Genomic DNA, 24,174 nt, shown 5'->3' with positions numbered 1-24,174 from the left:
AGCCTTCGGTTCCACTAAATCATCCGCTTGTGACACTCAAAGGGCGGAATGTGGGATAAAGGATAAAAAATGAGATTTTCAAAAGCCGAACCCTACGAAAGCCAGGGTCGTAGTTACCAGTTGTGGGTTGTACAGACTGTTAACGGCTATAGTGCTGAGGCGATTAAGGACACTCAAGAGAGCCTCAAGACTCCTACCGTAGCTTACCCATCAGCGAATGAAGCGCTAGATGCAGCCAAAGCAGTAGCCGATGCTGATGCTCAAAGAGTCCTTCAACTGACGTAACATCCTCGTGACAAAGAAGGGGCTGGGGACTAAATGCTAGAGAAAACTAGCATGATAAGTGTCGTCAGCCCCTGCACAGTTCAGTTTTTAGTCCTCTTTCAGAGGATTTATGCTATTAGCTAGCCGTTTCAATCCCTGGCTGGTAAGTACGTCAGGTGCAAGTGTGATTCAAAGCCACTAACAATATCCTTGAATCGTTCTCGACTCAATTTGCCACTGTTTAATTATTTGTGCGATCGCTTCTCAGTCTAGAGTACAGATTTGCCATAGCCTCCGAAACATCCCTTTACAATATAGTGGGCAGAAAAAGTTGAGGAGGCTAACTGACCAATGGTTACAGAGGATGCTCTACTGAATGAGGCATGGGAAAGACTGGAAGCGTCAATTCTTAAGTATGGCGAAGAACCAGTTGGGACGGTAGCCGCCACTCCTGAAGCGGGTGTAAAGCAGTACAATTATGGTCACTGCTTTATCCGTGATTTTGTCCCTTCAGGGCTTGCTTTTCTAACCAAAGGAAGAGGAAAAGTCGTCTCTAATTTCCTCATACAGACGTTGAAATTGCAGATTAATCACAACAACATCGAAGAAATTAGAGCGCACATGGATGGTGCTAGACCCGGCATCGGTTTAATGCCAGCTAGCTTCGAGGTGGAGGAAGAGAATGGAGAACCAGTTATTAGAGCTGACTATGGTGAACGGGCGATTGGGAGAGTAACCCCCGTTGATTCCTGCCTGTGGTGGCTCATCTTGTTGCGTGCTTATACAAAGGCAACAGGCGACTCTAATCTCGCCCATGAACCGGAATTCCAAGAGGGTATCAAGTTAATACTGGAACTGTGCTTGGTAAAGCGGTTTGACATGTACCCAACGCTCTTGGTTCCAGACGGCGCTTTTATGATTGACCGTCGTATGGGCGTTTTTGGGCGCCCTTTGGAAATCCAAGCTCTATTTTATGCAACTTTGCTTGCAGCCGATGAACTACTCTTGCCCGAATATAAAATCCCCGTCCACGACGAGATACAGCAACGATTAGCGAGGTTAAAGATACACATCCAGCAGCATTATTGGATAGATCTCGATCGCGTCAATGAAATTCATCGATATGAAAACGAAGAATTTGGAGAAGAAGTTGTAAATAAATTCAATATCTACCCAGATTCTGTTCCGACCTGGGTAGCGGAGTGGCTTCCGAAACAAGCAGGCTATCTAGCAGGAAATTTGGGTCCAGGGTGGATGGATTTTCGCTTCTTTGCGCTGGGAAACCTGATGTCTATTATTTGCTCCCTAACTGACACTCAGCAGTCACAAGATATTATGAATCTCATTGCGAGAAAATGGTCAGATTTGGTGGGAGATATGCCCATGAAAATCTGTTTTCCAGCAGTGGAAGATAAAGAATGGCAATGGGTTACGGGATGCGATCCTAAAAATATCCGTTGGTCATATCATAATGGCGGGAATTGGCCAGTATTGCTCTGGTTTATGGTTGCAGCCGCTCAGAAAACGGGTAGAACAAGCCTTGGCGACAGAGCTATTAAAGTTGCTGAAAAACGCTGGCTTGAATATAAGGATAAAGATAAGTGGCCAGAATACTACGACGGGAAGAAAGGTACGCTGGTTGGCAAAAAAGCGATGAGATATCAAACCTGGACACTTGCCGCTTACATCGTGGCAAAAGACCTGATGGAAAACCCTCAGCATTTGGAATGGATCAGCTTTGAAGATTTTGAAATCAGTGGAAAGGTAGAAGTATAATCTCTAGTCTGCTGTTACCGTAGCTGATGCCATGCCACTGACTAAACTCAGTTATCAAAAGCGCGATCGCCTCAGCTAAACTGATTCTTGACCGCCAACATGACAGCATAAGCGAACCCAAAAAAGCGACTGAATTAACAAGTTTGGTAATGATTGGCGATCGCTCTGCCATACTTCTCTTAATCTCTTCTCTATTCGCCTCTGGGGTTCATTCTCATCAAAGGCTCTCCTCCCCTATGGCAAAATTTAGGTAAGCTCGTCCTCTTTTATTGTTCCCTGCATGACCGCAACAACGCCCAACCTGCAAACTCAATACGACCCTACGGCTACGGAAGCTAAATGGCAAAAGTTCTGGGAAGAACACCAAATCTTTAAAGCTGATCCCAATCACGACAGCGAACCCTACTCCATTGTGATTCCGCCGCCCAACGTGACTGGCAGCTTGCATATGGGTCACGCCTTTGAACATGCCTTAATTGATACCCTCATCCGCTACCACCGGATGAAAGGGCGCAATACTCTTTGGCTACCAGGAACCGACCACGCCAGCATTGCGGTATCTACGATTCTGGATAGGCAACTCAAAGAAGAGGGCAAAACTCGCCAGGACTTAGGACGCGAGGACTATCTCACTCGTGCTTGGCAGTGGAAAGAAAAATCAGGGGGTACGATTGTTGGACAACTGCGACGCTTGGGTTTGTCGGTAGATTGGTCGCGGGAACGGTTCACGATGGATGAAGGCTTATCCAAAGCGGTGCTAGAAGCCTTTGTTCAACTGTATGAGGAAGGGCTAATTTATCGAGGCGAGTACCTAGTCAACTGGTGTCCTGCCACTCAGTCTGCTGTCTCGGATTTGGAGGTGGAAAGCAAGGAAGTAGAGGGGAATCTCTGGCACTTCCGCTATCCCCTCACAGATGGCAGTGGTTATGTAGAAGTGGCAACAACTCGACCGGAGACAATGCTAGGAGATACGGCTGTGGCTGTTAATCCTCAAGATGAGCGATATCAGCACCTAATTGGTAAGACGCTGACGCTGCCACTGATGGGGCGGGAAATCCCAATTATTGCCGATGAGTTGGTTGACCCAGCATTTGGTACAGGTTGTGTAAAGGTGACACCTGCCCATGACCCGAATGACTTTGAGATGGGTCAACGTCACAAGCTGCCGTTCATCAACATTATGAATAAGGATGGCACGTTGAATGAGAATGCAGGGACGTTCCAAGGGCAAGACCGTTTTGATGCCCGCAAAAATGTGGTGCAGCAACTGGATACTGAGGGGTTTTTGGTGAAGGTTGAGGATTACAAGCATACAGTGCCGTATAGCGATCGCGGAAAAGTCCCCGTCGAACCCCTCCTCTCTACTCAATGGTTTGTCAAGATTCGCCCCCTCGCTGACCGCACGTTAGAATCCCTAGACGAGCAGAATTCACCTGTATTTGTGCCTCAACGGTGGACGAAAGTCTATCGCGATTGGCTGGTAAAGCTGACAGACTGGTGCATCTCGCGGCAACTCTGGTGGGGACACCAAATCCCAGCCTGGTATGCAGTCAGTGAGACGGGAGGACAAATTACTGACTCAACTCCGTTTGTGGTGGCGAAGACTGAGCAAGAAGCACGGGAAAAAGCAAGTACACAATTTGGCACGGATGTCAAGCTAGAGCAAGACCCAGATGTTCTCGATACCTGGTTCTCGTCGGGACTGTGGCCGTTTTCAACCATGGGTTGGCCGGAAGAAACTCAGGATTTAGCGACTTACTACCCGACTACTACACTGGTTACGGGTTTTGACATTATCTTCTTCTGGGTTGCCCGGATGACAATGATGGCAGGACATTTCACAGGTCAGATGCCATTCCAGAATGTTTATATTCATGGACTGGTGTTGGATGAGAACGGCAAAAAAATGTCCAAGTCGGCGAACAATGGTATCGATCCGTTGCTACTGATTGATAAATACGGTACAGATTCTCTGCGCTACACCTTAATAAGGGAAGTGGCAGGTGCGGGTCAAGATATCCGTTTGGAATACGATCGCACAACTCAAGAGTCGGCATCAGTGCAGGCATCCCGGAATTTTGGAAATAAACTGTGGAATGCTGCCCGGTTTGTGATGATGAATCTGGATGGCAAAACGCCGCAAATGCTAGGGAATCCAGCCTTGCAAGGAAATCTGGAATTAGGCGATGGCAAAGCGTCAGCGAGTCTTCAAGCGTCTCGCTGGATTCTCTCACGCTTCCAGCAAGTGGTGCGTCAAACCAGTGATTATCTGGACACCTTTGGTTTAGGTGAAGCGGCAAAGGGACTCTACGACTTCATCTGGGGGGACTTCTGTGACTGGTATATTGAATTAGTTAAATCCCAATTACGTGAAGATGCCACGTCCCCATCTCGGCAGATTGCTCAAGCAACCCTTGCCTATGTACTAGAAGGCATCCTGAAATTGCTCCACCCATTCATGCCGCATATTACTGAAGAAATCTGGCATACACTCACTCAAACAACTGAGGATTCCCTCGCTGTTCAACCTTATCCTGAAATCAACTCTCAGCTAATTGACCCAGAACTGGAGCAACAGTTTGAGCTGCTAATTGGTACAATCCGTACAATCCGCAACCTTCGGGCTGAGGCAGATGTGAAGCCAGGGGTGAAGGTGTCTGTTATTCTGCAAAGTGGGAGCGATAAGGAACGCCAAATCCTTGAAGCGGGTCAGTCATATATTCAAGACTTAGCCAAAGTGGAGACATTGACAATTACCCCAGAACTCTCAGGAGAACTCAAAAGAACTATGGCAGGTGTCGTCGGCACCATCCAAGTCCTGATGCCCCTCGCTGGCGTTGTAGATGTAGATGCCCTCTCTGCTAAGTTAAAGAAAGATTTAGCGAAAGTGGAAGCGGAAATCAAAGCTCTTTCCGGGCGTCTAGCCAATCAAAACTTTGTTAACAAAGCTCCAGCAGAAGTCGTACAGGGTGCGAAGGAAGCTTTGGCGGAAGCCGAAAAGCAAGCGGAAATTTTGCGATCGCGCCTCAATCAAATTGCAACAGAATCTTGAATAGTTTCTAACCACTAATAACCAACAACCAACAGGCAATGCTACACCTGGCCCAAGTGCAAAAGAATGAGAGTGTAGGCGGGGTGGAACTGAGATTGCTGGCCCGCCAACAGTCTGAGAATTCCTGGACAGTCATTAGCCCAGAAGACATTCCCCTACCCAACAGCCACCCCCTGAATGAAGGTTTGTTGGTTTTGGTCGAGCTTTCTGAGAACCAAGAGGTTCTAAGTATTCAACATGCCAACGACTGGGTGTTGGATCTGGTAGAGCAGTACCTAAGTGCTGGCGTTACTCCAACATTCCTACAGGAAGAAGCGGAACGCACTGAACAATGGCGGCAAGACCTCACCCTGCAAAGTCAGGATTTGACTCGCCGCCATCTAGAAATGGAAGCTCGTCGCGAACAAATTCAAACCCTGGAAGAAGACTTAAAACGGGAAAAGCAGCAGCTAGACGCGCTAGCTGCTCAGTTGAAAAACAAAGCAGATTCAGAGAGTCCCGACGCTGAGGACACGAGTTCTAAAGATACTGATTGAGAGGAATCGCAAGTAGAGGCGACACGTTAGTGCCTATCCCTGCCGCTTACTCTTCCTCATGTCTACCTGTTTGGGCGAGCTAGGGGAAAAAACACTCGCCGAGGTGCCCTGTGGTTCCCCTAACATGACAATCGAGCAAGTCAGTTGTTGCAGTAACGGAGTCGTGACTTCGCCAACTGTTAATCCATTGCCACCCTGCTGACGTCTTTGCGATCGCAATACAACCAAATCATGAGATTGGGACGCATTCAGAATTGCTTGTGTCACATTCTCGTGAGGCTTGATTTGAACCTCTATTGGTGAGCCTTGAGGCGATACTTTAGAAACCATCAGCTCTAGTTGAGAGCGTGTCCAGGCAATTTTGCTGGGTGAGGTTCTTGGGCTACAGACATGGAGTAACGTCACTTGCGCTTGATTAGCACTAGCGAGAATGTTGGCAAACCGTGCTGGTCGCAAAGCGGACGTTGTTAAGTTTTCCACTGGCACCAGGATGCGCTGGATAGAGAGTGGTGACTCTAGAAGGCGTGCCACTGCTACCAGGCAGTGAGTGCCCCAGAGAACCGAGTCCGTGACGTTACCAAATAAACGTGCGGTGAACCCCCTCCGGTTGCTCAAACCCAGCACAATCATACTGGCATTTTGTTCTCGGCTAGCATGGCTAATGCCTTGAGCAACGTTGTACTCAATTCGCAGTTGCGGTGACGCTTCTACTCCCAAGTCACGACTCAGGTCTTTTGCCTGGTCAAGCAATAGCTGACTTCTTCGGACAGCCGCTTGCATTTCTGGAGAGTCCATGCGAGCGTGCGCCTGTGCGATCGCAAGTGGCACAATTCGACCACCTTCGTGTCGCGCCAGCAATGTTGCCATTTCAATTAAGTACCGCTCAGTTTGAGGATTATAAACTGGCACTACCACCGTGAACTCACCCTTTTCCTCGACTGCTTCTGGTGTCCTCTCGTCTGAGGAGGTATCGTCTTGAAAATCTGTTCCTGCTGTCTGTAGTTGAGGGGCAAATCGGGATGTTAGAACGGGGCCAAGTGTTGAAGTCACTAGCATCAAGACAATCACACTATTTAAAACCCCTTCATCAAGTACTCCCGCCCGGTAACCGACCAATGTTGCTGCCAGTGTCGCACCGACCTGTGGCATTGACAACGACCACATTGTCATCATCTCGACTACGTTGTAGCGGTAGACAAACTTGGCAAGGACGGCTGCCAAAAGTTTGCTAACAATCAAACCGACGACAATCGCAGCCGTTAGCCAAATGGTCTCTATGCTTTTGACAAACGCGGGGAGATCAACCAGCAAGCCTAAGTCAACAAAAAAGATCGGGATAAACAGCACACTGCCAACAAACTCGACTTTTTCCTTGACTGGTCCATCGCCTACAACGTCATTGACGGCTAAACCCGCAAGAAACGCACCAATAATTTTTTCTACGCCAATTAGCTGCGCTCCCACTGATGCTAGAAATAAGGCCAGCAGTACAAACAAAAATTGGTTACCCTGGTCATCTTTAGAACGACGGAAAAATTCTCTCCCCAACCTGTCAAAGCCGACTAGGATCGCGACTGAGTAGACAGCCAAGGAACCTAGCAGAATTGCCAGCCGTAGTGCTGAGAATTCCCCTTCACTAATAGCAATACAAATAGCGAGGACTAAAAGAGCGCCAATGTCGGTGAAAATAGTTGCCCCAATGGTTACTGTCACGGCTTCGTTGTTGACAACGCCTAAGCGTCTAACAATGGGATATGCCAATAGCGTATGGGAGGCAAACAGGGAACCAATTAAGATTGAAGCATTCCAGTCAAAGTCAAACAGACGCCCTACCAACGTTCCCATGATTAGCGGGACTGCGAAGGTGAAGCTACCAAACCCCATTGAGCGATTCCTCGTGCGGCGGAACTGCTCCATGTCCACTTCTAAGCCAGCAACGAACATCAGGTAAACTAACCCGATATCCGATAGCAGAGACATCGTCTCTGATTTATTTTCAAGCACCTGCAAACCATTGGAACCCAGCAGCACACCTGCCGCCAAAAGCCCGACAATTCCAGGCACTCGGAACCGCTCAAAGACAGGAGGCACTGCCAAGATGACTACGAGCAAAATGGCAAACGGGACAATAGGCTCCTTTAAAACTTCGGAAAAAGATTCCATGGGATGTCAGTAGGATGGGATTATGCAGTAGAGAGTTTGAAGTGAGGTGCGTTGGGGTAAGCCAACCTCAGGTAAATCGTTCAAGGGAAGGCACGACCTTAGCTGTGTCTTGGTAAATTAAGTGACTAAGTTACCTTAGAATCGTAAAAAAATAACGCGACGCTTTTTTTAGCTATCGTTTGTCTTCATTAGTTATTAGTCATTAACCTTGATTAAGAACTAATAACACAGGAGTGTAAGAGTCAAGAAATGGAAGAAGAATTTTGGACGAGGCTTGAGCTGAGTGCCTTTTAGGGTCTTGCTTTTGTTTAGGCGATCGCTAACGGACTCTACTCTGGTAAGAAAAACTTAGCACAGCTTGTGTCCTGATTGACTAAGCTAGGAGTCAAACAAGTAATGGTTCTCTCAGATTGGGTCAACTGTCCTAGTCCTTGATTCAAAAGTTTTTTGGCTCATTAACCTTGTATCAAGGCTTAAACCTTACAGTTACGAAATTTTCTAGAATCGGTCACTGTAAAGTTAAACAAATTTTAATAAGTAGAAATACTATCCCTAGAGGGATTTAATTTAAAGACAAATCCTCTCTAAGTTTGTAGACTTAGCTTGCAAGAGGAACTCATTAGTTAATAGGGTGAGGGTAAAGAGCGAAAGGATATTTAATACCAACCTTTTCACTCTTTCGCTTTTACCTAAAAAGCGTTAATAAAAAATTGTGTTTTAAATACCAGAGTCGATACACAATAGCTTACCAGTGAAGTTGACTCAATATATACCGTAAGCGGTCATAATCGTCCTTCAGCAGCACACTCAATGTACGCCCTGCTTTCACTAACCACTCCCGATCTGCTTTGCGTAATTGATACACTTCTCGAATCGCTGCGGCTGTCAGTGCCTCTACAGGTGCGCCATTGACTTGCAAAAGTGTTCGTAAAAAGTCTAACTGTTCGCTAAAGTGAACAATTTCTCCAGGGTCACACTGATAGACAGCTTGGTGAATTTGCGGCGGACGGGGGGGAAGATACTGATAAACAGGTCCACCTGTATGCTTTGAGCCATTTGCGCCTTGAAAGGGGGGCTGAAAACCGACAATAGCAGCGCGGAACTCGGTTTTGAGCATGGCAAAAATTTGGGGCTGTTGCTCTCGTAAGTCTTCCAGAGACAACCCCAGCGCTCTTGCTCGGTGAACAGAATCAATTGGGCTAGTGGTTGCATAGTAAACCACAGCCAAAACTTGATTGCCCGATTCTTCATCAACCGACCTTACCCAACTACCAAAGGGCGGCATGACGGGAAAGCTCAAATCTTCTGGCTCCAAACATTGGGCAAGAAATTCTGTCGTCGTCGTTTCGATCACCTCAGCAATGTGATTGTCGGGGCGATCGGCAACGGCAAACTGGGGTAAGGGAAGACGCATAGGCTTAGTTAGTTGTCAGTTGTCAGTGGTTGGTTGTCTTGTGCTAATGACTATTTACCTTTCTTGGCAACTTTTGGCTCAACGGCTTCGAGTTCAGACAGTTGGAATGTTATGAGTTTGTCCCAGTTACCGCCTTCAAATAGAACAGCCGCTTTGCCATCACTAACACGTTGGACTAGTCCTTGAAAGTGATAGTAAATGTCATTGGGATTGACTACGCGAACAATTGAACCTGGAAGAATCATGAGTCCCTACAACTGAGTTTGTACCTAATAGCTTACTAGGAGTTAGCAGTCATTGGTCATTAGTAAAGACGATGCACTAATGACTAAAACTTCAATCGATGTCGGTGATTCGCAACCGACTCCACAAGCCCGATGCCAATAAAGTTCGCTAGTAATGCTGAGCGACCATAACTCAACAGGGGAAGTGGAATCCCTGTAATGGGCGCTAAGCCAATGTTCATGCCAATGTTAACCACTGTCTGAAACACGATCATCGAGAGGACTCCGATCGCAATTAAAGAACCAAAGTTGTCTTTAGCATTCTGAGCAATGATTACTAAGCGCAGACACAGGAACCAAAAAGCCAAAAGAACACACAACCCCCCAACAAAGCCGAGTTCTTCACCAATGGCTGAGAAGATAAAGTCAGTGTGTTGTTCAGGAATAAAGCGGAGTTGGGTTTGGGTTCCTTGGTGAAGTCCCCTACCCCAGAGTTCACCTGCCCCGATCGCAATTCGAGATTGTATTAGGTGGTACCCTCCCCCCAAGGGGTCTTTATCAGGGTCTAAAAAGAGAATTAGACGGTTTTTTTGATAATCCTTCAGAAGACCCCACAAGAGGTGCCCTAAACCGCCTGAAATGGCATTCACGACCAAAGCGCCGAACGCTCCTAACAACGGCCAAGGTAGAGTGCGCCAGCCAATGATGACCATCGCAGCGACCCAGACAAACCAAGCTGGCAATAATATACTAAATAGGATTGCTGAGACAACAGGCGAAGCCAGTAGTAGCAACCAGCCTGGATTCGCATTACCCCAGTAGAGCATCCCTAGAGTAATTGAGCCAAACACTAGGGAGGTTCCCAAGTTAGGCTCCAAGAATACAAAAATCCAGGGAACTCCCGCAACAGCTAAGACTCTGAAAACGGCGCTCAAGGTTGAAGCAGGTTCCGAGTGCAAAATTGCCGCCAGGGTGATGATTAACCCAATTTTTGCAAATTCAGAGGGTTGGACATTGAAGCCAAAGATTGGAATCCATCGTTGAGCGCCATTGGCATCACTACCAATGAACATCACCGCTATCAGGGAGGCAACTGTAGCGCCATACACAATCCAATGCCACTGGATGAGAGCCTCATAACGCGATCGCGCAATGAACAGCGCTATGGTTAGTCCAATCCCGCCAACAATCCAATGCCACCACCAATCGGTCAGCCCCTCGTTCAGTTCAGCACTGCGAATCATCACTCCGCCAAGGAAGGTTAGACCGATAGTCAATATCATTAACTGCCAGTCCAATTCTTGCCAAGACCCAAATAGAGACTTCCAGCGAATACCGATTAGTGACTTTTGCAACATATCAAGTTGTTGTAATCCTTGTTAGCAATTAGCTTTGGTAAGGTGTGATGTTCAGGAAGTTTGAAAAAAAATTTTGTACCAAAAGACAAAAAAGTCAGCACTACCTGCTGCTGAGGGCGGCAACTGAGACTTTAGCAGCAATTTGCTGCGCGATCGCAACTAGCGCTTTCGCAGATGCTGAATCTGGATCGCCAGCGACAATCGGCACTCCCGAATCCCCTCCCTGCCGTAGGGAAATCTCCAAGGGGATACAACCGAGTAAAGGAATACCCAGTTCCTTCGCCGTCTTCTCACCCCCTCCAGAGCCAAATAAGTCATACTGACGTTCTGGTAGATCTGGCGGGATGAAATAGCTCATATTTTCCACAATTCCTAACACAGGCACTCCCAGTTGCTGGAACATCTTCAACCCTCGACGAGAGTCAAGTAGTGCCACCGTTTGGGGTGTTGTCACAATGACAGCACCTGCCATCGGTACCGCCTGTGCCAAGGTTAGCTGAGCATCACCAGTTCCGGGTGGCATATCTACAATTAAATAATCCAATTCGCCCCATTCTACCTGGTAGAGAAAGCGGCGAATAATCCCGTTTAACATTGGTCCTCGCCAAATTACTGGCTGATCTGGGTCGATCAAAAAGCCCATTGAAACTAACTTGACGCCGTGGTTAAACGTGGGTTCCAATATTTCTCCGTCTGCCCCTTGATGCACCATCACCTTGGCTTTCTCTAACCCCAGCATGGTTGGAGCATTCGGGCCATAAATATCGGCATCAATGAGACCGACTTTTGAACCTAACTGTGCTAACGCTACGGCAACATTCACGGCTACTGTACTCTTGCCGACACCACCCTTTCCACTAGAAATTGCCAAAATATTTTTCACCCCAGCGATCCCGGTGCGATCGGGTAGCGATTTTTGCTGAGGAGTCTCCGCTGTGACATCCACGACAACCTTTTCAACACCAGGTAGCTGCTTTACTGCCTTCTGACAATCCTCAACAATAAACTCCCGCAACGGGCAAGCTGGGGTTGTCAACACCAAGGTAAAACTAACAGCCCCGTTGTCAATTTTGACATTCCGAATCATATTCAATTCCACCAAACTTTTGCGGAGTTCGGGGTCTTGTACGGGTCGTAGGACTTCTAGAACTGAACTAGCATCGAGCATAATACTTTCTCTTTCCTTGCCTGAATCATTTAGACTAAGGCAACTTCTTTAGGGATTCTTCATAGATCTTAATAGGTTGCTGCTGCATTCTAGAGCAGTGTTTAGCAAAGCCGGAATTATAGAACCGCAACCTGCTCTGCGGCTTGCGCTAATTCCGAGGCAACACGCGCCGCGTAGGGGCGAATTAGCCACCAGATAAACGGGGATAACCAACCGCGTAGCGTCACCGAATAGGAGACATAGGTGCCGCAAACCGTAGACTCAACCTGGTAAGTTACTACTTTCTCAACGCCAGGAATTGCTAGAAATCGGACACTGAGTAGCTCACCGGGTCGGACGCGCTCAACAAAAATTTGCACAGGAATCGGCATCAAGCGAGTTACTACCTGATAAATCAAACCTGGCTTAGCGATTAACCCCCTAGGAGCATTGGTGCTAGATAACAGAGGATTCCAGGAAATATCAGCTAAGTTAATCAACTTTTGCCAGAGTACGTCCACTGGCGCAGTACTCAAGGCGCGATAAGTCCGGAAAAACGTAAACTTGCACCAAATGCGTCCTCGACCGGCGATTAACTTGAAGGAAAAATTAAGAATCACAACACGCCTCCGGCAGCGACGTTCAGGCAAACTTTTGATTGTAGGTAATGTGTTGCGGGTCAAATCCCTCTATTTAGGATATAGTCGCAACTCTTGAAATAACAATTAAGGTCTGGCGATTAGTTAGTGCTTGTGATTGAACCGATTCGAGATAGTCTAGGTAAAGTGCAGTGATACTCCTAATGTGAATTTTTGTCTTATATTTTGGTCACAGAAGGTTTTTGAGAAACCCTGATCAATACTGTGTTCTTAGACGTGATCGCCTCCTGCTGGACTACATCCCGACAACTTTCCAAGCTGATTAACTGTTGCTAACCTGATCAAGACAAATGCTTTTAGCAGCATTGCCCTGATTAGAGAAAACAGCTTTACCGCTTTGAACGGTTCCAGATGCCCAGCGGCGACAAGCCGCTTTTGGATGAACGACATTGAATTGAGATTATGACAGCTTTTAAGACAGACGCAACGAGCAACACCAATTCTTTACCGACTGCTGACTCTAGAGAGAGAGTTAAGCAGTTTATGCAAAACCTGCAAGACAATATTTGTGATGCACTTGCTCAAATGGATGGTGCTGGCGCTTTTAAGGAAGATGTTTGGGAACGGGAAGAAGGCGGCGGCGGTCGTTCCCGTGTCATCCGTGATGGTGCTGTGTTTGAGCAGGGTGGAGTAAACTTTTCTGAAGTTTGGGGTAGCCAGCTACCGCCCTCCATTCTGACGCAACGTCCAGAAGCAGCGGGACACGGATTTTTTGCCACTGGCACCTCAATGGTGTTGCATCCCCGCAATCCCTATATCCCGACGGTTCACCTAAATTACCGCTACTTCGAGGCAGGGCCTGTTTGGTGGTTTGGTGGCGGGGCGGATTTGACACCTTACTACCCCTTTGCCGAAGATGCGGCTCATTTCCACCGCACACTAAAAGCGGCTTGTGACGCTCATCACCCAGAGTATTATCCCGTTTTCAAGCTTTGGTGCGATGAATACTTCTATCTAAAACACCGTCAAGAAACGCGGGGTGTTGGTGGACTGTTTTTCGACTATCAGGATGGCACAGGCGCACTGTATCGCGGTCCTCACCCAGATGGAGCAGCGGCAGCTTATAGTAACAAAATCGGGGCTTTGGAGCCTCGCGGTTGGGAGGATGTGTTTGCTTTTGTACAGCAGTGCGGTGAGGCGTTTTTACCTGCATATATGCCAATTGTTGAGCGACGTCGAGGCATAGAGCCTGGTGAGCGGGAACGCAATTTTCAGCTCTATCGCCGGGGACGTTATGTAGAGTTTAATCTGGTCTACGACAGGGGGACAATTTTTGGTCTGCAAACGAACGGGCGTACTGAGTCGATTCTGATGTCTCTACCCCCTTTAGTTCGTTGGGAATATGGTTACCAACCGGAACCGAATACACCCGAAGCTGACTTATACAATACATTCCTCAAGCCACAGGACTGGGCTAACTGGATGCCTGCTACCTCATGAACCAAGAAAGGCAGAGGGTAGAAGGCTGAAGGCAGAAGGGATTTATCCCGGTGTCTTCTGCCTTGCCTTAAAGATATCTGAGTTAAACTACTTGAGGTGAGTAGCTGCATGGGCGCAACCAGGGTGCTTGTTGTTCGGATGAAGTGTTTAAGGTTTAATTGATGCACCCAAATCGCAACCGCAACGCTGCCACGGCAAGGAGGTATCCGTGATTCATATAGAGCAGAAAACGCACACGACACAGGATGGTACGACCATTATTGTTTTGGCACCCATTGGGCGCCTAGACATTACGACAGCTTGGCAATTTCGCCTGAAGTTGCAAGAGTGTATCTCTAAACTCAGCCGCCATGTGGTTGTCAATTTAAGTCAGGTTAATTTTATTGACAGTTCAGGTTTGACATCCTTGGTGGCTGGAATGCGAGATGCTGACAAAGTTAAAGGTAGCTTCCGTATTTGTAATGTTCATCCTGAAGCCAAATTGGTGTTTGAAGTCACCATGATGGACTCAGTGTTTGAAATTTTTGAAACTGAAAAAGAAGCGTTGGAAGGTGTGCCTCGAAGTATGCCAACCTAAGTTCTTAAGGGACTAGTACTGCTAGCTTGGAAGTCAAAAGTCAAAAAGCTTTATTTCTGCACTTTTGAGCAAGTTTTCAGATGGTAAGCTCATTTGGAATGTGACCTACTAGGGACTAGGGAAGAGATTTCTTTATAGATATCTAATTTTGATTAATAAATTGTGGCTTTTGTTCATAGTTCTGGTTGTGTTAGATAATCCCCTATCTCTTCTAGTCCCCACTCTCTAACCTCTAGTTCAGTGAATTACCAATTCACTGCCAAAATCTTGTCGCTTTGTGAAGCGAAATGGGCCGAGTAAGGCTCCCCAAATCGCTTTTCCTGTTGTTGTGTCAATGCCTTTGTCGTAGCTGCGGAATTCCTCTGGTGTTGCCTCAAATCCTAAGGAAACTTGGTAATTGTTGCCTTGATAGCTAAAGCTACAAGGTTTACCTGTTGCTGAAGTTGCTGAGAACTCGTATGAATTTGGTGTAACTTGGCACGACTGAACGGTGAGACTACAGCCAGGTAGAAACTCGATTTGTTCAGGAGTCAGTTGTTTTAATAACTCTGGCTTACGACCAGCACCTCGGATGGATTCTAAATCTTTGAGCATGTAGTACTGTACCTGCAACGAGTCTGGTGTTGTCTGGCTGTGCTGTAGACGTAGGATACGCGGACGGTAAGGCTTATCTAAATTGACGATATTGGCTTGTTCTGCAAATAGAGTCAGGCTGTCTTCAGAAAATAAGGGAACAGGTCGCTGCCAGAGGCGAAGATGAACATACCAAGCGGGTTCTCCGAGCGCTTGTTGTTGATTATCAAATTCGCCAGCCATATATTTTGCTAGGGTAACTAGCTCAGAGGAAAGGCTCATACTAATCTGAAAATAGGTGTTAGGTGTTAGGTGGTAGGTGGCAGGGGAGAAGGGAGAGGGATTTTCATCGCGATGTTTGTGTACTCGTGTTCATGGGTGTCTACCTTGTAATTCACCACTCCTAACTCATAACTTATAAGTCCTGTTCTGGGATCGTGCCTTGGCAAACGTGTCCATAAGCGAGACAATGGTCATACGTCCCCCTTCAAGTCTGCTTTGTGAATAACGTTCGCACAGTCTCGGATACTAAACGAGATTTTTACAACCATCACACCCGTCCCATTAACTCGATTTATCGACGAGTGGTAGAAGAATTGATGGTAGAAATGCATTTGCTATCCGTCAATACTGATTTTAAATACGATCCCATCTATGCCTTGGGTGTCGTAACCTCCTTTGAGCGATTCATGCAAGGCTATCGACCAGAACGAGATAAGGAATCAATTTTTGATGCTATCTGTCAGGCAGTCGAGGGTAATCCGCAGCAATACAAGCAGGATGCTGAACAGCTCAAAACCATAGCGGAGCGTTTATCTGGGAGAGACTTAGTCTCGTGGTTTAGTTTACCCACTGCCCATGATGCTGGGGACTTGTACAGCACTGTTGCTGCGATTTCAGATAACCCCAAATTTAAGTACAGCCGCTTATTTGCGATCGGTATCTATACGCTACTCGAACAAGCTGATACAGAGTTTGTTAACGACGAGAAGCAACGTACAGAGGCACTCAAGCAAATTAGCGAAACGCTGCACCTCCAAGATGACAAACTGCAAAAAGACTTGGAGTTGTACCGCAGCAACCTAGAAAAAATGGCTCAGGCACGCATTGTGATGGAAGATGTCATCAAAGCTGAGCGAAAAAAACGGGAACAGCGTGCCCAGGATATGAATAAAACAGCGACTCCTCCAGGCGGTGAGTCTACTCAGCCGTCGGATACTCCTAAAGATGAAGCTCCCTCTTCTGAGGCATCTTAATCATTGATTTCCTGAATGCTGACTTAAACCAAGGATTGTAATCGTTGGACAAGTTGCTCGGCTGGCAGAACGCCTTCAATGCGCTCTACTGGCTGGGCATTTTTGAAGAGTACCAAGGTAGGCAAGGCGTGAATTTGGTATTGAGAGGCTAATTGGGGATATTTATCTGTATCAATTTTTACAACTTGTAACCGACCTTTTAGCTGAGTGTTCACGTTCTCCAAAATCGGAGCCATCATCTGACAAGGCCCACACCAAGTAGCATAAAAATCTACCAATACCGGGACATCGGAGCCTGAGAGTAGGTCTTGGAAGCTACTGAACTGCTTTTTAACTGCCATAAAAAATAAACCACTGTTTTAGGCTTTCTGCTCGATTCTAGTGCAAAATTTTTGGAGCTGAATTAGACAAACAGTGTAAGAGGAATTTTTGATGGAAGCATTAGAAATAGGTTCGCAACGGTTACGCGATCGCGTTGCAATTGTCACAGGGGCATCGCGGGGAATTGGTCGTGCTGTCGCTTTAGCCTTGGCATCTGAGGGAGCTAATGTTGTGGTGAATTACGCCAGTTCTAGTAATGCGGCTGAAGAAGTAGTGGCAGCAATCACTGAAGCTGGGGGAAATGCTATTACTGCTCAAGCAGATGTCTCTAAAATTGAACAAGTAGATGCCCTTTTAAACACCACCTTAGAAAAGTTTGGTCGTGTTGATGTACTCGTAAATAATGCTGGCATCACCCGCGACACTCTACTACTGCGGATGAAACCGGAAGATTGGCAAGCCGTGATTGACCTAAATCTGACTGGCGTTTTTTTATGTACAAAAGCTGTCAGTAAAGGGATGCTCAAGCAACGTTCCGGTCGCATTATCAATATTGCCTCAGTAGCAGGACAGATGGGAAATCCAGGTCAGGCAAATTACAGTGCTGCCAAGGCGGGTGTAATTGGGTTTACCAAAACCGTGGCGAAGGAGTTGGCAAGTCGTGGCATCACGGTGAATGCAGTAGCGCCAGGGTTTATTGTCACCGATATGACTAATGACCTCAAGTCTGAGGAAATTCTGAAATACATCCCTCTAGGTCGTTATGGGGAAGCGAAAGAAGTCGCTGGAATGGTACGGTTTCTGGCAGCAGACTCAGCAGCAGCTTACATCACGGGGCAAGTATTTAATGTCGATGGTGGCATGGTAATGGCTTAAACCCAGGAAATATCTAGGAACGCAGGGAATAATCAACAACTTTGCGTTCCTCTCTACCTCTTGGAGTAAAAATTCCTCGTACAGTTGAAGCAGAGTGATGATGGTGAAATAGCCCACTGCAAAGACGATAGAAAGGAATGAATGATGAGCCAGCAAAAACGAGTATTAATGGTTGTCACAAATTGCGATCGCATCGACGACACCCACCCTACTGGTATCTGGTTTGAAGAATTTGCTATCCCCTACATGGAGTTCCAGTCCAACGGCTTTGAAGTAACAGTTGCTAGTCCAAATGGAGGAGTAGCACCACTTGATCCACGCAGTACCGAGACGGAAGAAGCAAGCAACTGGACTGAAGCTCAAGAGGTATTGCAGCATACTAAAGCCCTCGCTTCTCTTGAGGCAGCAGATTTTGATGCCATCTTCCTCCCTGGAGGACATGGAACAATGTTTGACCTACCGGAAAGCGCGGAACTACAAAAGCTACTCAGCACCTTTGCTAGAACCAACAAAGTGATTGCGGCAGTTTGTCATGGGCCTGCGGGGTTTGTTGGCGCAAAGCTAGCAGATGGTAAGCCTCTGGTTGCTGGTAAAACGATTACTGGGTTTACCAACGAGGAAGAACGTGCCGTCGAACTGGATCAGTTGATGCCCTTCTTACTGGAAACTAAGCTACGTGAACTAGGTGGTCAGTTCGTTGTGCAGCCTAACTGGTCTGACCATATTGAGCAGGATGGCAACCTGATTACGGGTCAAAATCCTCAATCGAGCAAAAGTGCTGCACAAGCAGTGGTTTCAGCACTTAATCCGGTTAGTACAAGTGTGAGCTGACTCAAATAGGGAGATTAGGGCAATCCCTACACAATTAGGGGAATCCCTACATAAGTGATAGCAATTTTATTAGCACTCTCTCGCCTTGAGTGCTAAATTTGCTAATGGAGACAGCCCAACGTAGCAAACTTATGGCAAAAATCGTTTCATTTAACGAAGAATCAAGACGAGCTTTAGAGCGAGGCGTTAATGCGCTTGCCGATGCCGTCCGTATTACCCTAGGACCAAAAGGTCGTAATGTGCTTTTAGAAAAGCAGTATGGGGCACCCCAGATTGTTAACGATGGCATCACCGTCGCTAAAGAAATTGAACTCGAAGACCCATTAGAAAATACTGGCGCTCGACTGATTCAAGAAGTCGCGTCCAAGACGAAAGATATCGCAGGTGATGGCACCACCACGGCAACAGTGCTTGCTCAGGCGCTGATTCGTGAAGGACTGAAAAACGTTGCGGCTGGTGCGAATCCCGTTGCTGTACGTCGGGGTATCGACAAAACCATTGCTCATTTGGTTAAAGAAATCCAGACCATGGCGCAACCAGTTGCGGGAAGTGCGATCGCACAAGTGGCGACGGTTTCTGCCGGGAACGATGATGAAGTCGGTGAAATGATTGCCCAAGCAATGGACAAAGTCACCAAGGACGGCGTTATCACCGTTGAAGAATCGAAATCCTTGACAACGGAACTGGAAGTCGTGGAAGGGATGCAGATAGATCGCGGCTACATTTCCCCCTACTTCGTTACGGATAACGAGCGCTTGGTGGTGGAATATGAAAACCCCCGCATCCTGATTACCGATAAAAAAATTAGCAGCATCCAGGATTTAATTCCGGTGCTGGAAAAGGTAGCGCGTGCTGGTCAACCCCTGCTGATTATTGCGGAAGACTTGGACGGGGAAGCGTTGGCAACGTTGGTTGTGAACAAAGCACGAGGCGTCTTGAATGCGGCGGCAATCAAGGCTCCTGGATTTGGCGATCGCCGTAAAGCGATGCTACAAGATATCGCCGTTCTCACGGGCGGTCAGATGATTTCTGAAGAAGTCGGTTTGAGCCTTGATATTGTGTCCCTAGAGATGCTAGGTACAGCTCGGAAAGTCACTATTGACAAAGACACCACGACCATCGTTGCTGGCGAAACAACAGACGATGTCCAAAAGCGGGTTGCTCAAATCCGTAGACAGTTAGAAGAAACTGACTCCGACTACGACAAAGAAAAACTGCAAGAGCGGATTGCTAAACTTGCTGGTGGTGTTGCCGTTATCAAAGTTGGTGCAGCGACTGAAACCGAACTCAAAGACCGCAAGCTGCGGATTGAAGACGCTCTCAACGCGACCAAAGCGGCTGTGGAGGAAGGTATCGTTCCTGGCGGCGGTACAACGTTGATTCGTTTGATTCCCAAAATTGCTGATATCAAAGGTAGTCTAGATGCCGAAGAACAAATCGGCGCTGACATCGTTGCTAAGTCCTTGGAAGCACCCCTGCGTCAGATGGCAGATAATGCTGGTGTTGAGGGTTCCGTCATCGTTGAGAAGGTGCGGGAAAGCGATGTCAACATTGGCTACAACGCTGCTACCGATGAATTTGAAGACCTGATTGCTGCTGGTATCATCGACCCTGCTAAGGTTGTGCGTTCAGCACTACAAAACGCTGGCTCGATTGCTGGTATGGTCTTGACTACCGAGGCTCTTGTTGTTGAGAAGCCTGAGAAGAAATCTGCTGCTCCTGACATGGGTGGCATGAGCGGTATGGGCGGCATGGGCGGCATGGGCGGCATGGGTGGCATGGGCATGATGTAGTCCCCTACCTTCCTGGTATAAATTTTGAAAGCAGCTTGCCTCTCAAGGCAGGCTGCTTTTTTAGTACGATTAGACCTTGCTGCGAACGCACCTTGCTTATACAAGTGTCAATTCTCTGGGCGATCGCTGATGATTGCAGTAATACTGGATGAGAGAATTGCAGATAATAGTGAAACGATGCTCGTATTTTTTATTCACGGTGTTGCCACACACAATGTTAAATATGCAGATAAATTGAAAGGTCTCATTAAGGAAGAGTTTATCGAAGGAGGGAAACCACTTCCCCATTTTTACTCTAGCTTTTGGGGTGATGTATTAAAGGATGTCGGCAAGATATGGAACTGGATTTATCAAGACTTACAGGAAGTCAAGAAAGACTATCCACAAGTTAACATTGACGATATTTTTCGATACCAAAAATTTAGAGAAGGCTTTCTTTCTGAGTTTTTTGGTGACTTTTTAAGTTACCTGAATTCTGAAAGGGGTGCTACTATTAGAAAATTTATTGCTCAGCAGCTAAAGGATTTTTTGGAAAAGAATCCTCAAGAAACAGAACTCCATATTATTGCTCACTCTCTAGGAAGCGTTATTTTATGGGATGTCTTATTTTCCGAGCGATTCAGTTTAGAAGACCCAGCTAATGACATTCGGGCAATGATTAATGGCTTTAGCTATGGCAAAAAAATTAGGAAAATCACTCTCAAAAGTGTCACGACAATGGGTTCACCTATTTTATTTTTAAACGCTATGTTAGAAGTCAATCTAGACAAATTTAAGCAATTTACTAAAAACTATCAGAACGAACCCCTAAGATGGGTTAATATTATTCATTCTTCAGATATTGTTGCTTATCCTATTCGGTCAAGCTTAGATCTAACATCAACGGAAAACTTGGTTTTTCAAGATAAATTTGTCTCCACTGATGCTAATCTGGCGGAAAAGGCTACTCGTACTGTTGGTCAATTGGATGCAGCATTGGTCTTAGGGGTAGCTGATGCTCACGTTGGGTACTGGCAGTGCCAGCAGACAGCTCGTTTAGTCACAGCTAATATTTTTGGTGAAGTTCTGCAAGATGTAATTAATCACTTAGATAAAGTTCCTGGAATGACAAAAGATTTAATGCAATTAAGTCGTCATAGTCCTATTGATAAAACCTTAGAAGACCTGAAGTTTAAAGATAGTAGTGGAACACTGCGCTTAATTGTAAATGCTATTCAGGTGCATCACGTTTACGTCTTTGATAGTAATGAGGTTTGCAAATTTGGAGGATATGTTGGCTGGATGCATACAGATGCTCTAAAGCAAGAGATTGATTTTATAAAAAGCAACTTTTGCTGATAAGAAGTTAGGTAGATAATGAAGATGAGGTAATTCGCATGACACAAAGACATTTTCCGGAAGCAGAGTTAGCCGCACAGCCCGAAGAAGAAGATTTGTTTGATTATTACTACGATAAACAGGGAAGTGCGCCAGGATTTATCAACATTAGAGCAGATGCTACACCAACAGAAATTGTCTTAATTGATTACAGCGAAGCTAACGCCACTCGCGTACCACTGGCAACCCCAGAAGCTTGTATTCCTTTTCTAGATACGGAGTCGGTTTCCTGGGTAGATGTTCTAGGTTTAGGTAGTAAAGATGTCTTGCTGCGCTTAGGTGATGTTTTTGAGTTACATCCACTGCTTTTGGAAGATGTGGTAAATGTACCTCAGCGGCCAAAAATAGAGGATTACGAAGACCATTTGGTAATCATTTTACAGATGGTGCTGCTTAAAGAAGAAGAAACTGGTTTTTGGATTGAGCAAGTTAGTTTTATTTTGGGAAAACATTACCTGCTTACGGTACAAGAGGAACCGCAACGAGATTGTTTTGGTCCAGTACGCGATCGCATTCGCAAAAATAAAGGCATCATCCGCAAGCAGAAAGCTGATTATTTAGCTTATACTCTCCTAGATGCAATTATTGATGGTTTCTTCCCGGTGCTAGAAGACTATGGGGAAAGAATTGAAGAATTAGAAGATGAAGTTGTCACCAACCCAACCCGTCAAACTCTAAAAAAAATCTATCAAATTCGGCGGGAATTGCTAGCCCTTCGTCGTTCAATCTGGCCGCAGCGAGAAGCGATTAATATCTTGATTCGTGACAGTAGTGACCTGATTAGCCCTGATGTGCGAATTTATCTACGAGACTGCTATGACCACACGGTTCAGGTTATAGATATGGTGGAAACTTATCGTGAACTAGCTTCTGGTCTCATGGATGTCTATCTATCCTCTGTAGGAAATAAGATGAACGAAATCATGAAGTTTTTGACAATAGTTTCTGTAATCTTTATTCCCTTAACTTTTATTGCTGGAGTATATGGGATGAATTTTAATACAGATAAACCTGGGAATATGCCCGAACTCAACCTACCTTGGGCTTACCCAATTTGTTTGGCAGCCATGATTGCGATCGCTAGTGGTTTGATATACTTTTTCTGGCGACGGGGCTGGTTTGAGAATTTTTCAACAATCAAGAAGAACTAAAACCTAAATACCATAGGATTGAACTTTGTCAATAGTTCATTCTTAACCCTTGGAGGAAGTCATTATAATGGATAGCCGCAATCTGTTGATACTAACGGTTTACTTTATTATTGTTACTTATGTTTTTTATCAAGCCTATAAATCTCTAGATAGCCAAATAACAGTTGAAGTAGATTCAGAAGATTTAAGTAACAGGCTAGAGAGTAATACGCTGGAAGATCAAAGCATAGGGGAGTTAATGGGAATAAGTTTTAAGCTCAAACCAAGTTATAAACTTGAAGATTTTAAAACTCTACCCATTACTATTAAAAATACTTCTCAAGAGTCTACGATTACTGTAGACTGGAAACAGTGTTCTATCACTGATTTTGATGGAGTTGCTCAGCGAGTCATTCGAGTAGTTTCTGCTACTACAGAGCAAAAAATAGCTCAAGAGCCAAGCCTTGTTCTCCCTAGCCAGACTATTAAAGAAGAAGTGAGTAATGAAGATTTAATTGCTCCTTTATTTAAAACAGATAAGCTCAAAAAAGCGGCTCAAAACAATGGTAAGTTCTTCTTCAGATTAATTTTTAGAATATCTGACCCTATTGTTAACGTAGAACAAGGCTATAACCTACGCCTTCCGTTCATTGTTAAAAAGTTACGCTTGAAAAAAGCCCTCACCCTTGCCTTGAAACCTAAAAAATCTAAGAAATAATCTGTTCAATCTCTTCCTTTGCCTCCAAGAAGAACACCCAACACCACACTTACAAAGAAAGGCTCCAGGGCAGGAGCAGATGGCAGAAGGGAAGAAAAGATGTCTTAAGCAGCTATCAGTTGAAGCCTCAACACGACTAGACTGGAAAAGGGAGAGAGTAGGCGTTGGTGGTTGCGGATTCCCTGATAACAGAGAGTCTGAGGAAAGTCCGGGCTCCCGAAAGACAAAACTTGCTGGGTAACGCCCAGTGCGGGTGACCGTGAGGATAGTGCCACAGAAACATACCGCCTGTTTGTTGTTGGTTATTGGTTATTGGTTCTTTGTTGTTTGCAAGGAACTATTAACAACGGATGAATAACAAATTTGGTAAGGGTGCAAAGGTGCGGTAAGAGCGCACCAGCAGCATCGAGAGGTGCTGGCTCGGTAAACCCCGGTTGGGAGCAAGGTCAAAGGAACTACGGTTAGTCTTTTACCAGTTCCGCTTCATAGAGCCGCTTGAGGCGTTTGGTAACAAACGTCCCAGATAGATAACCGCCCTGCTGAGTCGCGAGAACGCGGCTAAGTGAGAACAGAACCCGGCTTATGACTTACTCTCTCCCCCTTCTATATAGATGAGAAGATATAGATGAGAAGATGAGGTGATGAGCGAATGGGGTGATAAAGAGATGAGGGGATGGGGTGATGGGTAA

22 protein-coding genes and 1 other RNA gene are annotated in these 24,174 nt (G+C 46.1%); 14 read left to right on the top strand and 9 right to left on the bottom strand.

Annotated elements, in window-relative coordinates:
- The first annotated feature begins 69 nt into the window (after nucleotides 1–69).
- From AC5JL3_RS07270 to AC5JL3_RS07255, 4 genes are all read left to right on the top strand, one after another.
- A complete protein-coding gene (locus AC5JL3_RS07270; RefSeq protein WP_496073843.1) occupies nucleotides 70–285 on the top strand; it encodes a hypothetical protein in 216 nt (71 codons plus the stop codon).
- Between the two features lie 330 nt (nucleotides 286–615).
- A complete protein-coding gene (locus AC5JL3_RS07265) occupies nucleotides 616–2,040 on the top strand; it encodes a glycoside hydrolase 100 family protein (RefSeq protein ID WP_496073842.1) in 1,425 nt (474 codons plus the stop codon).
- 280 nt (nucleotides 2,041–2,320) lie between these two features.
- Complete coding sequence (locus AC5JL3_RS07260) at nucleotides 2,321–5,092, top strand: valine--tRNA ligase (RefSeq protein WP_496073841.1); 2,772 nt, start codon at nucleotides 2,321–2,323, stop codon at nucleotides 5,090–5,092.
- 38 nt (nucleotides 5,093–5,130) lie between these two features.
- A complete protein-coding gene (locus AC5JL3_RS07255) occupies nucleotides 5,131–5,628 on the top strand; it encodes an HmpF-related protein (RefSeq protein ID WP_496073840.1) in 498 nt (165 codons plus the stop codon).
- A gap of 33 nt (nucleotides 5,629–5,661) precedes the next feature.
- Here AC5JL3_RS07255 and AC5JL3_RS07250 read toward each other — a convergent pair whose 3' ends face one another.
- The 7 genes from AC5JL3_RS07250 to AC5JL3_RS07220 all read right to left on the bottom strand — a co-directional run bounded on the left by AC5JL3_RS07250 (nucleotide 5,662) and on the right by AC5JL3_RS07220 (nucleotide 12,983).
- A complete protein-coding gene (locus AC5JL3_RS07250) occupies nucleotides 5,662–7,791 on the bottom strand; it encodes a cation:proton antiporter domain-containing protein (protein ID WP_496073839.1) in 2,130 nt (709 codons plus the stop codon).
- A 745-nt stretch (nucleotides 7,792–8,536) separates the two neighbouring features.
- Nucleotides 8,537–9,205, bottom strand: a complete 669-nt coding sequence (locus AC5JL3_RS07245; protein WP_496073838.1) for an HAS-barrel domain-containing protein — start codon at nucleotides 9,203–9,205, stop codon at nucleotides 8,537–8,539.
- A gap of 50 nt (nucleotides 9,206–9,255) precedes the next feature.
- Nucleotides 9,256–9,450 (bottom strand): NAD(P)H dehydrogenase subunit NdhS, encoded by a 195-nt coding sequence (locus AC5JL3_RS07240; RefSeq protein ID WP_192220649.1) that lies wholly within the window; start codon nucleotides 9,448–9,450, stop codon nucleotides 9,256–9,258.
- Between the two features lie 83 nt (nucleotides 9,451–9,533).
- Complete coding sequence (rodA, locus tag AC5JL3_RS07235) at nucleotides 9,534–10,787, bottom strand: rod shape-determining protein RodA (RefSeq protein WP_496073837.1); 1,254 nt, start codon at nucleotides 10,785–10,787, stop codon at nucleotides 9,534–9,536.
- A gap of 100 nt (nucleotides 10,788–10,887) precedes the next feature.
- Nucleotides 10,888–11,955 carry an Mrp/NBP35 family ATP-binding protein gene (locus AC5JL3_RS07230; RefSeq protein WP_496073836.1) on the bottom strand — a complete coding sequence of 356 codons (1,068 nt, stop codon included), beginning with the start codon at nucleotides 11,953–11,955 and terminating at the stop codon, nucleotides 10,888–10,890.
- 116 nt (nucleotides 11,956–12,071) lie between these two features.
- Entirely contained in the window at nucleotides 12,072–12,554 is a 483-nt protein-coding gene (locus AC5JL3_RS07225) for an SRPBCC family protein (RefSeq protein WP_496073835.1), read from the bottom strand.
- A 249-nt stretch (nucleotides 12,555–12,803) separates the two neighbouring features.
- On the bottom strand, nucleotides 12,804–12,983 hold the full coding sequence (locus AC5JL3_RS07220; RefSeq protein WP_496073834.1) for a hypothetical protein: 180 nt from the start codon (nucleotides 12,981–12,983) through the stop codon (nucleotides 12,804–12,806).
- Nucleotides 12,984–12,995: 12 nt separating this feature from the next.
- On the opposite strand from AC5JL3_RS07220, the gene hemF reads away from it, so the two are divergent.
- Nucleotides 12,996–14,033 carry an oxygen-dependent coproporphyrinogen oxidase gene (gene hemF, locus AC5JL3_RS07215; protein WP_496073833.1) on the top strand — a complete coding sequence of 346 codons (1,038 nt, stop codon included), beginning with the start codon at nucleotides 12,996–12,998 and terminating at the stop codon, nucleotides 14,031–14,033.
- A gap of 208 nt (nucleotides 14,034–14,241) precedes the next feature.
- Entirely contained in the window at nucleotides 14,242–14,610 is a 369-nt protein-coding gene (locus AC5JL3_RS07210; RefSeq protein WP_192220654.1) for an STAS domain-containing protein, read from the top strand.
- A gap of 237 nt (nucleotides 14,611–14,847) precedes the next feature.
- On the opposite strand, the gene AC5JL3_RS07205 is transcribed toward AC5JL3_RS07210, so the two are convergent.
- Complete coding sequence (locus AC5JL3_RS07205) at nucleotides 14,848–15,465, bottom strand: chromophore lyase CpcT/CpeT (RefSeq protein WP_496073832.1); 618 nt, start codon at nucleotides 15,463–15,465, stop codon at nucleotides 14,848–14,850.
- Nucleotides 15,466–15,683: 218 nt separating this feature from the next.
- On the opposite strand from AC5JL3_RS07205, the gene psb29 reads away from it, so the two are divergent.
- Nucleotides 15,684–16,439: a photosystem II biogenesis protein Psp29 gene (psb29, locus tag AC5JL3_RS07200; RefSeq protein ID WP_496073831.1), complete on the top strand. Its 756-nt coding sequence runs from the start codon at nucleotides 15,684–15,686 to the stop codon at nucleotides 16,437–16,439.
- Nucleotides 16,440–16,462: 23 nt separating this feature from the next.
- Here psb29 and trxA read toward each other — a convergent pair whose 3' ends face one another.
- On the bottom strand, nucleotides 16,463–16,780 hold the full coding sequence (gene trxA, locus AC5JL3_RS07195) for a thioredoxin (RefSeq protein WP_496073830.1): 318 nt from the start codon (nucleotides 16,778–16,780) through the stop codon (nucleotides 16,463–16,465).
- Between the two features lie 91 nt (nucleotides 16,781–16,871).
- Here trxA and fabG point away from each other — a divergent pair, with 91 nt between their 5' ends.
- The 7 genes from fabG to rnpB all read left to right on the top strand — a co-directional run bounded on the left by fabG (nucleotide 16,872) and on the right by rnpB (nucleotide 24,084).
- Nucleotides 16,872–17,636, top strand: a complete 765-nt coding sequence (gene fabG, locus AC5JL3_RS07190) for a 3-oxoacyl-[acyl-carrier-protein] reductase (protein ID WP_496073829.1) — start codon at nucleotides 16,872–16,874, stop codon at nucleotides 17,634–17,636.
- Between the two features lie 168 nt (nucleotides 17,637–17,804).
- Complete coding sequence (locus AC5JL3_RS07185; RefSeq protein WP_496073828.1) at nucleotides 17,805–18,467, top strand: type 1 glutamine amidotransferase domain-containing protein; 663 nt, start codon at nucleotides 17,805–17,807, stop codon at nucleotides 18,465–18,467.
- Nucleotides 18,468–18,598: 131 nt separating this feature from the next.
- Complete coding sequence (gene groL / locus AC5JL3_RS07180; protein ID WP_496073827.1) at nucleotides 18,599–20,260, top strand: chaperonin GroEL; 1,662 nt, start codon at nucleotides 18,599–18,601, stop codon at nucleotides 20,258–20,260.
- Between the two features lie 129 nt (nucleotides 20,261–20,389).
- Nucleotides 20,390–21,598, top strand: coding sequence for a lipase family protein (locus tag AC5JL3_RS07175; protein ID WP_496073826.1), 1,209 nt, complete (start codon nucleotides 20,390–20,392; stop codon nucleotides 21,596–21,598).
- Nucleotides 21,599–21,636: 38 nt separating this feature from the next.
- Nucleotides 21,637–22,788: a magnesium/cobalt transporter CorA gene (gene corA, locus AC5JL3_RS07170; RefSeq protein ID WP_496073825.1), complete on the top strand. Its 1,152-nt coding sequence runs from the start codon at nucleotides 21,637–21,639 to the stop codon at nucleotides 22,786–22,788.
- A 67-nt stretch (nucleotides 22,789–22,855) separates the two neighbouring features.
- The gene (locus AC5JL3_RS07165; RefSeq protein ID WP_496073824.1) at nucleotides 22,856–23,485 is read left to right on the top strand and encodes a hypothetical protein; all 630 of its coding nucleotides are present in this window, start codon (nucleotides 22,856–22,858) and stop codon (nucleotides 23,483–23,485) included.
- A 153-nt stretch (nucleotides 23,486–23,638) separates the two neighbouring features.
- Nucleotides 23,639–24,084: RNase P RNA component class A (rnpB, locus tag AC5JL3_RS07160), an RNA gene on the top strand.
- Nucleotides 24,085–24,174: the final 90 nt, after the last annotated feature.

The organism is Symplocastrum torsivum (assembly GCF_059505465.1).
Note: the sequence above shows the minus strand (reverse complement) of the source record. Positions and strands in the feature narration are given on the sequence as shown.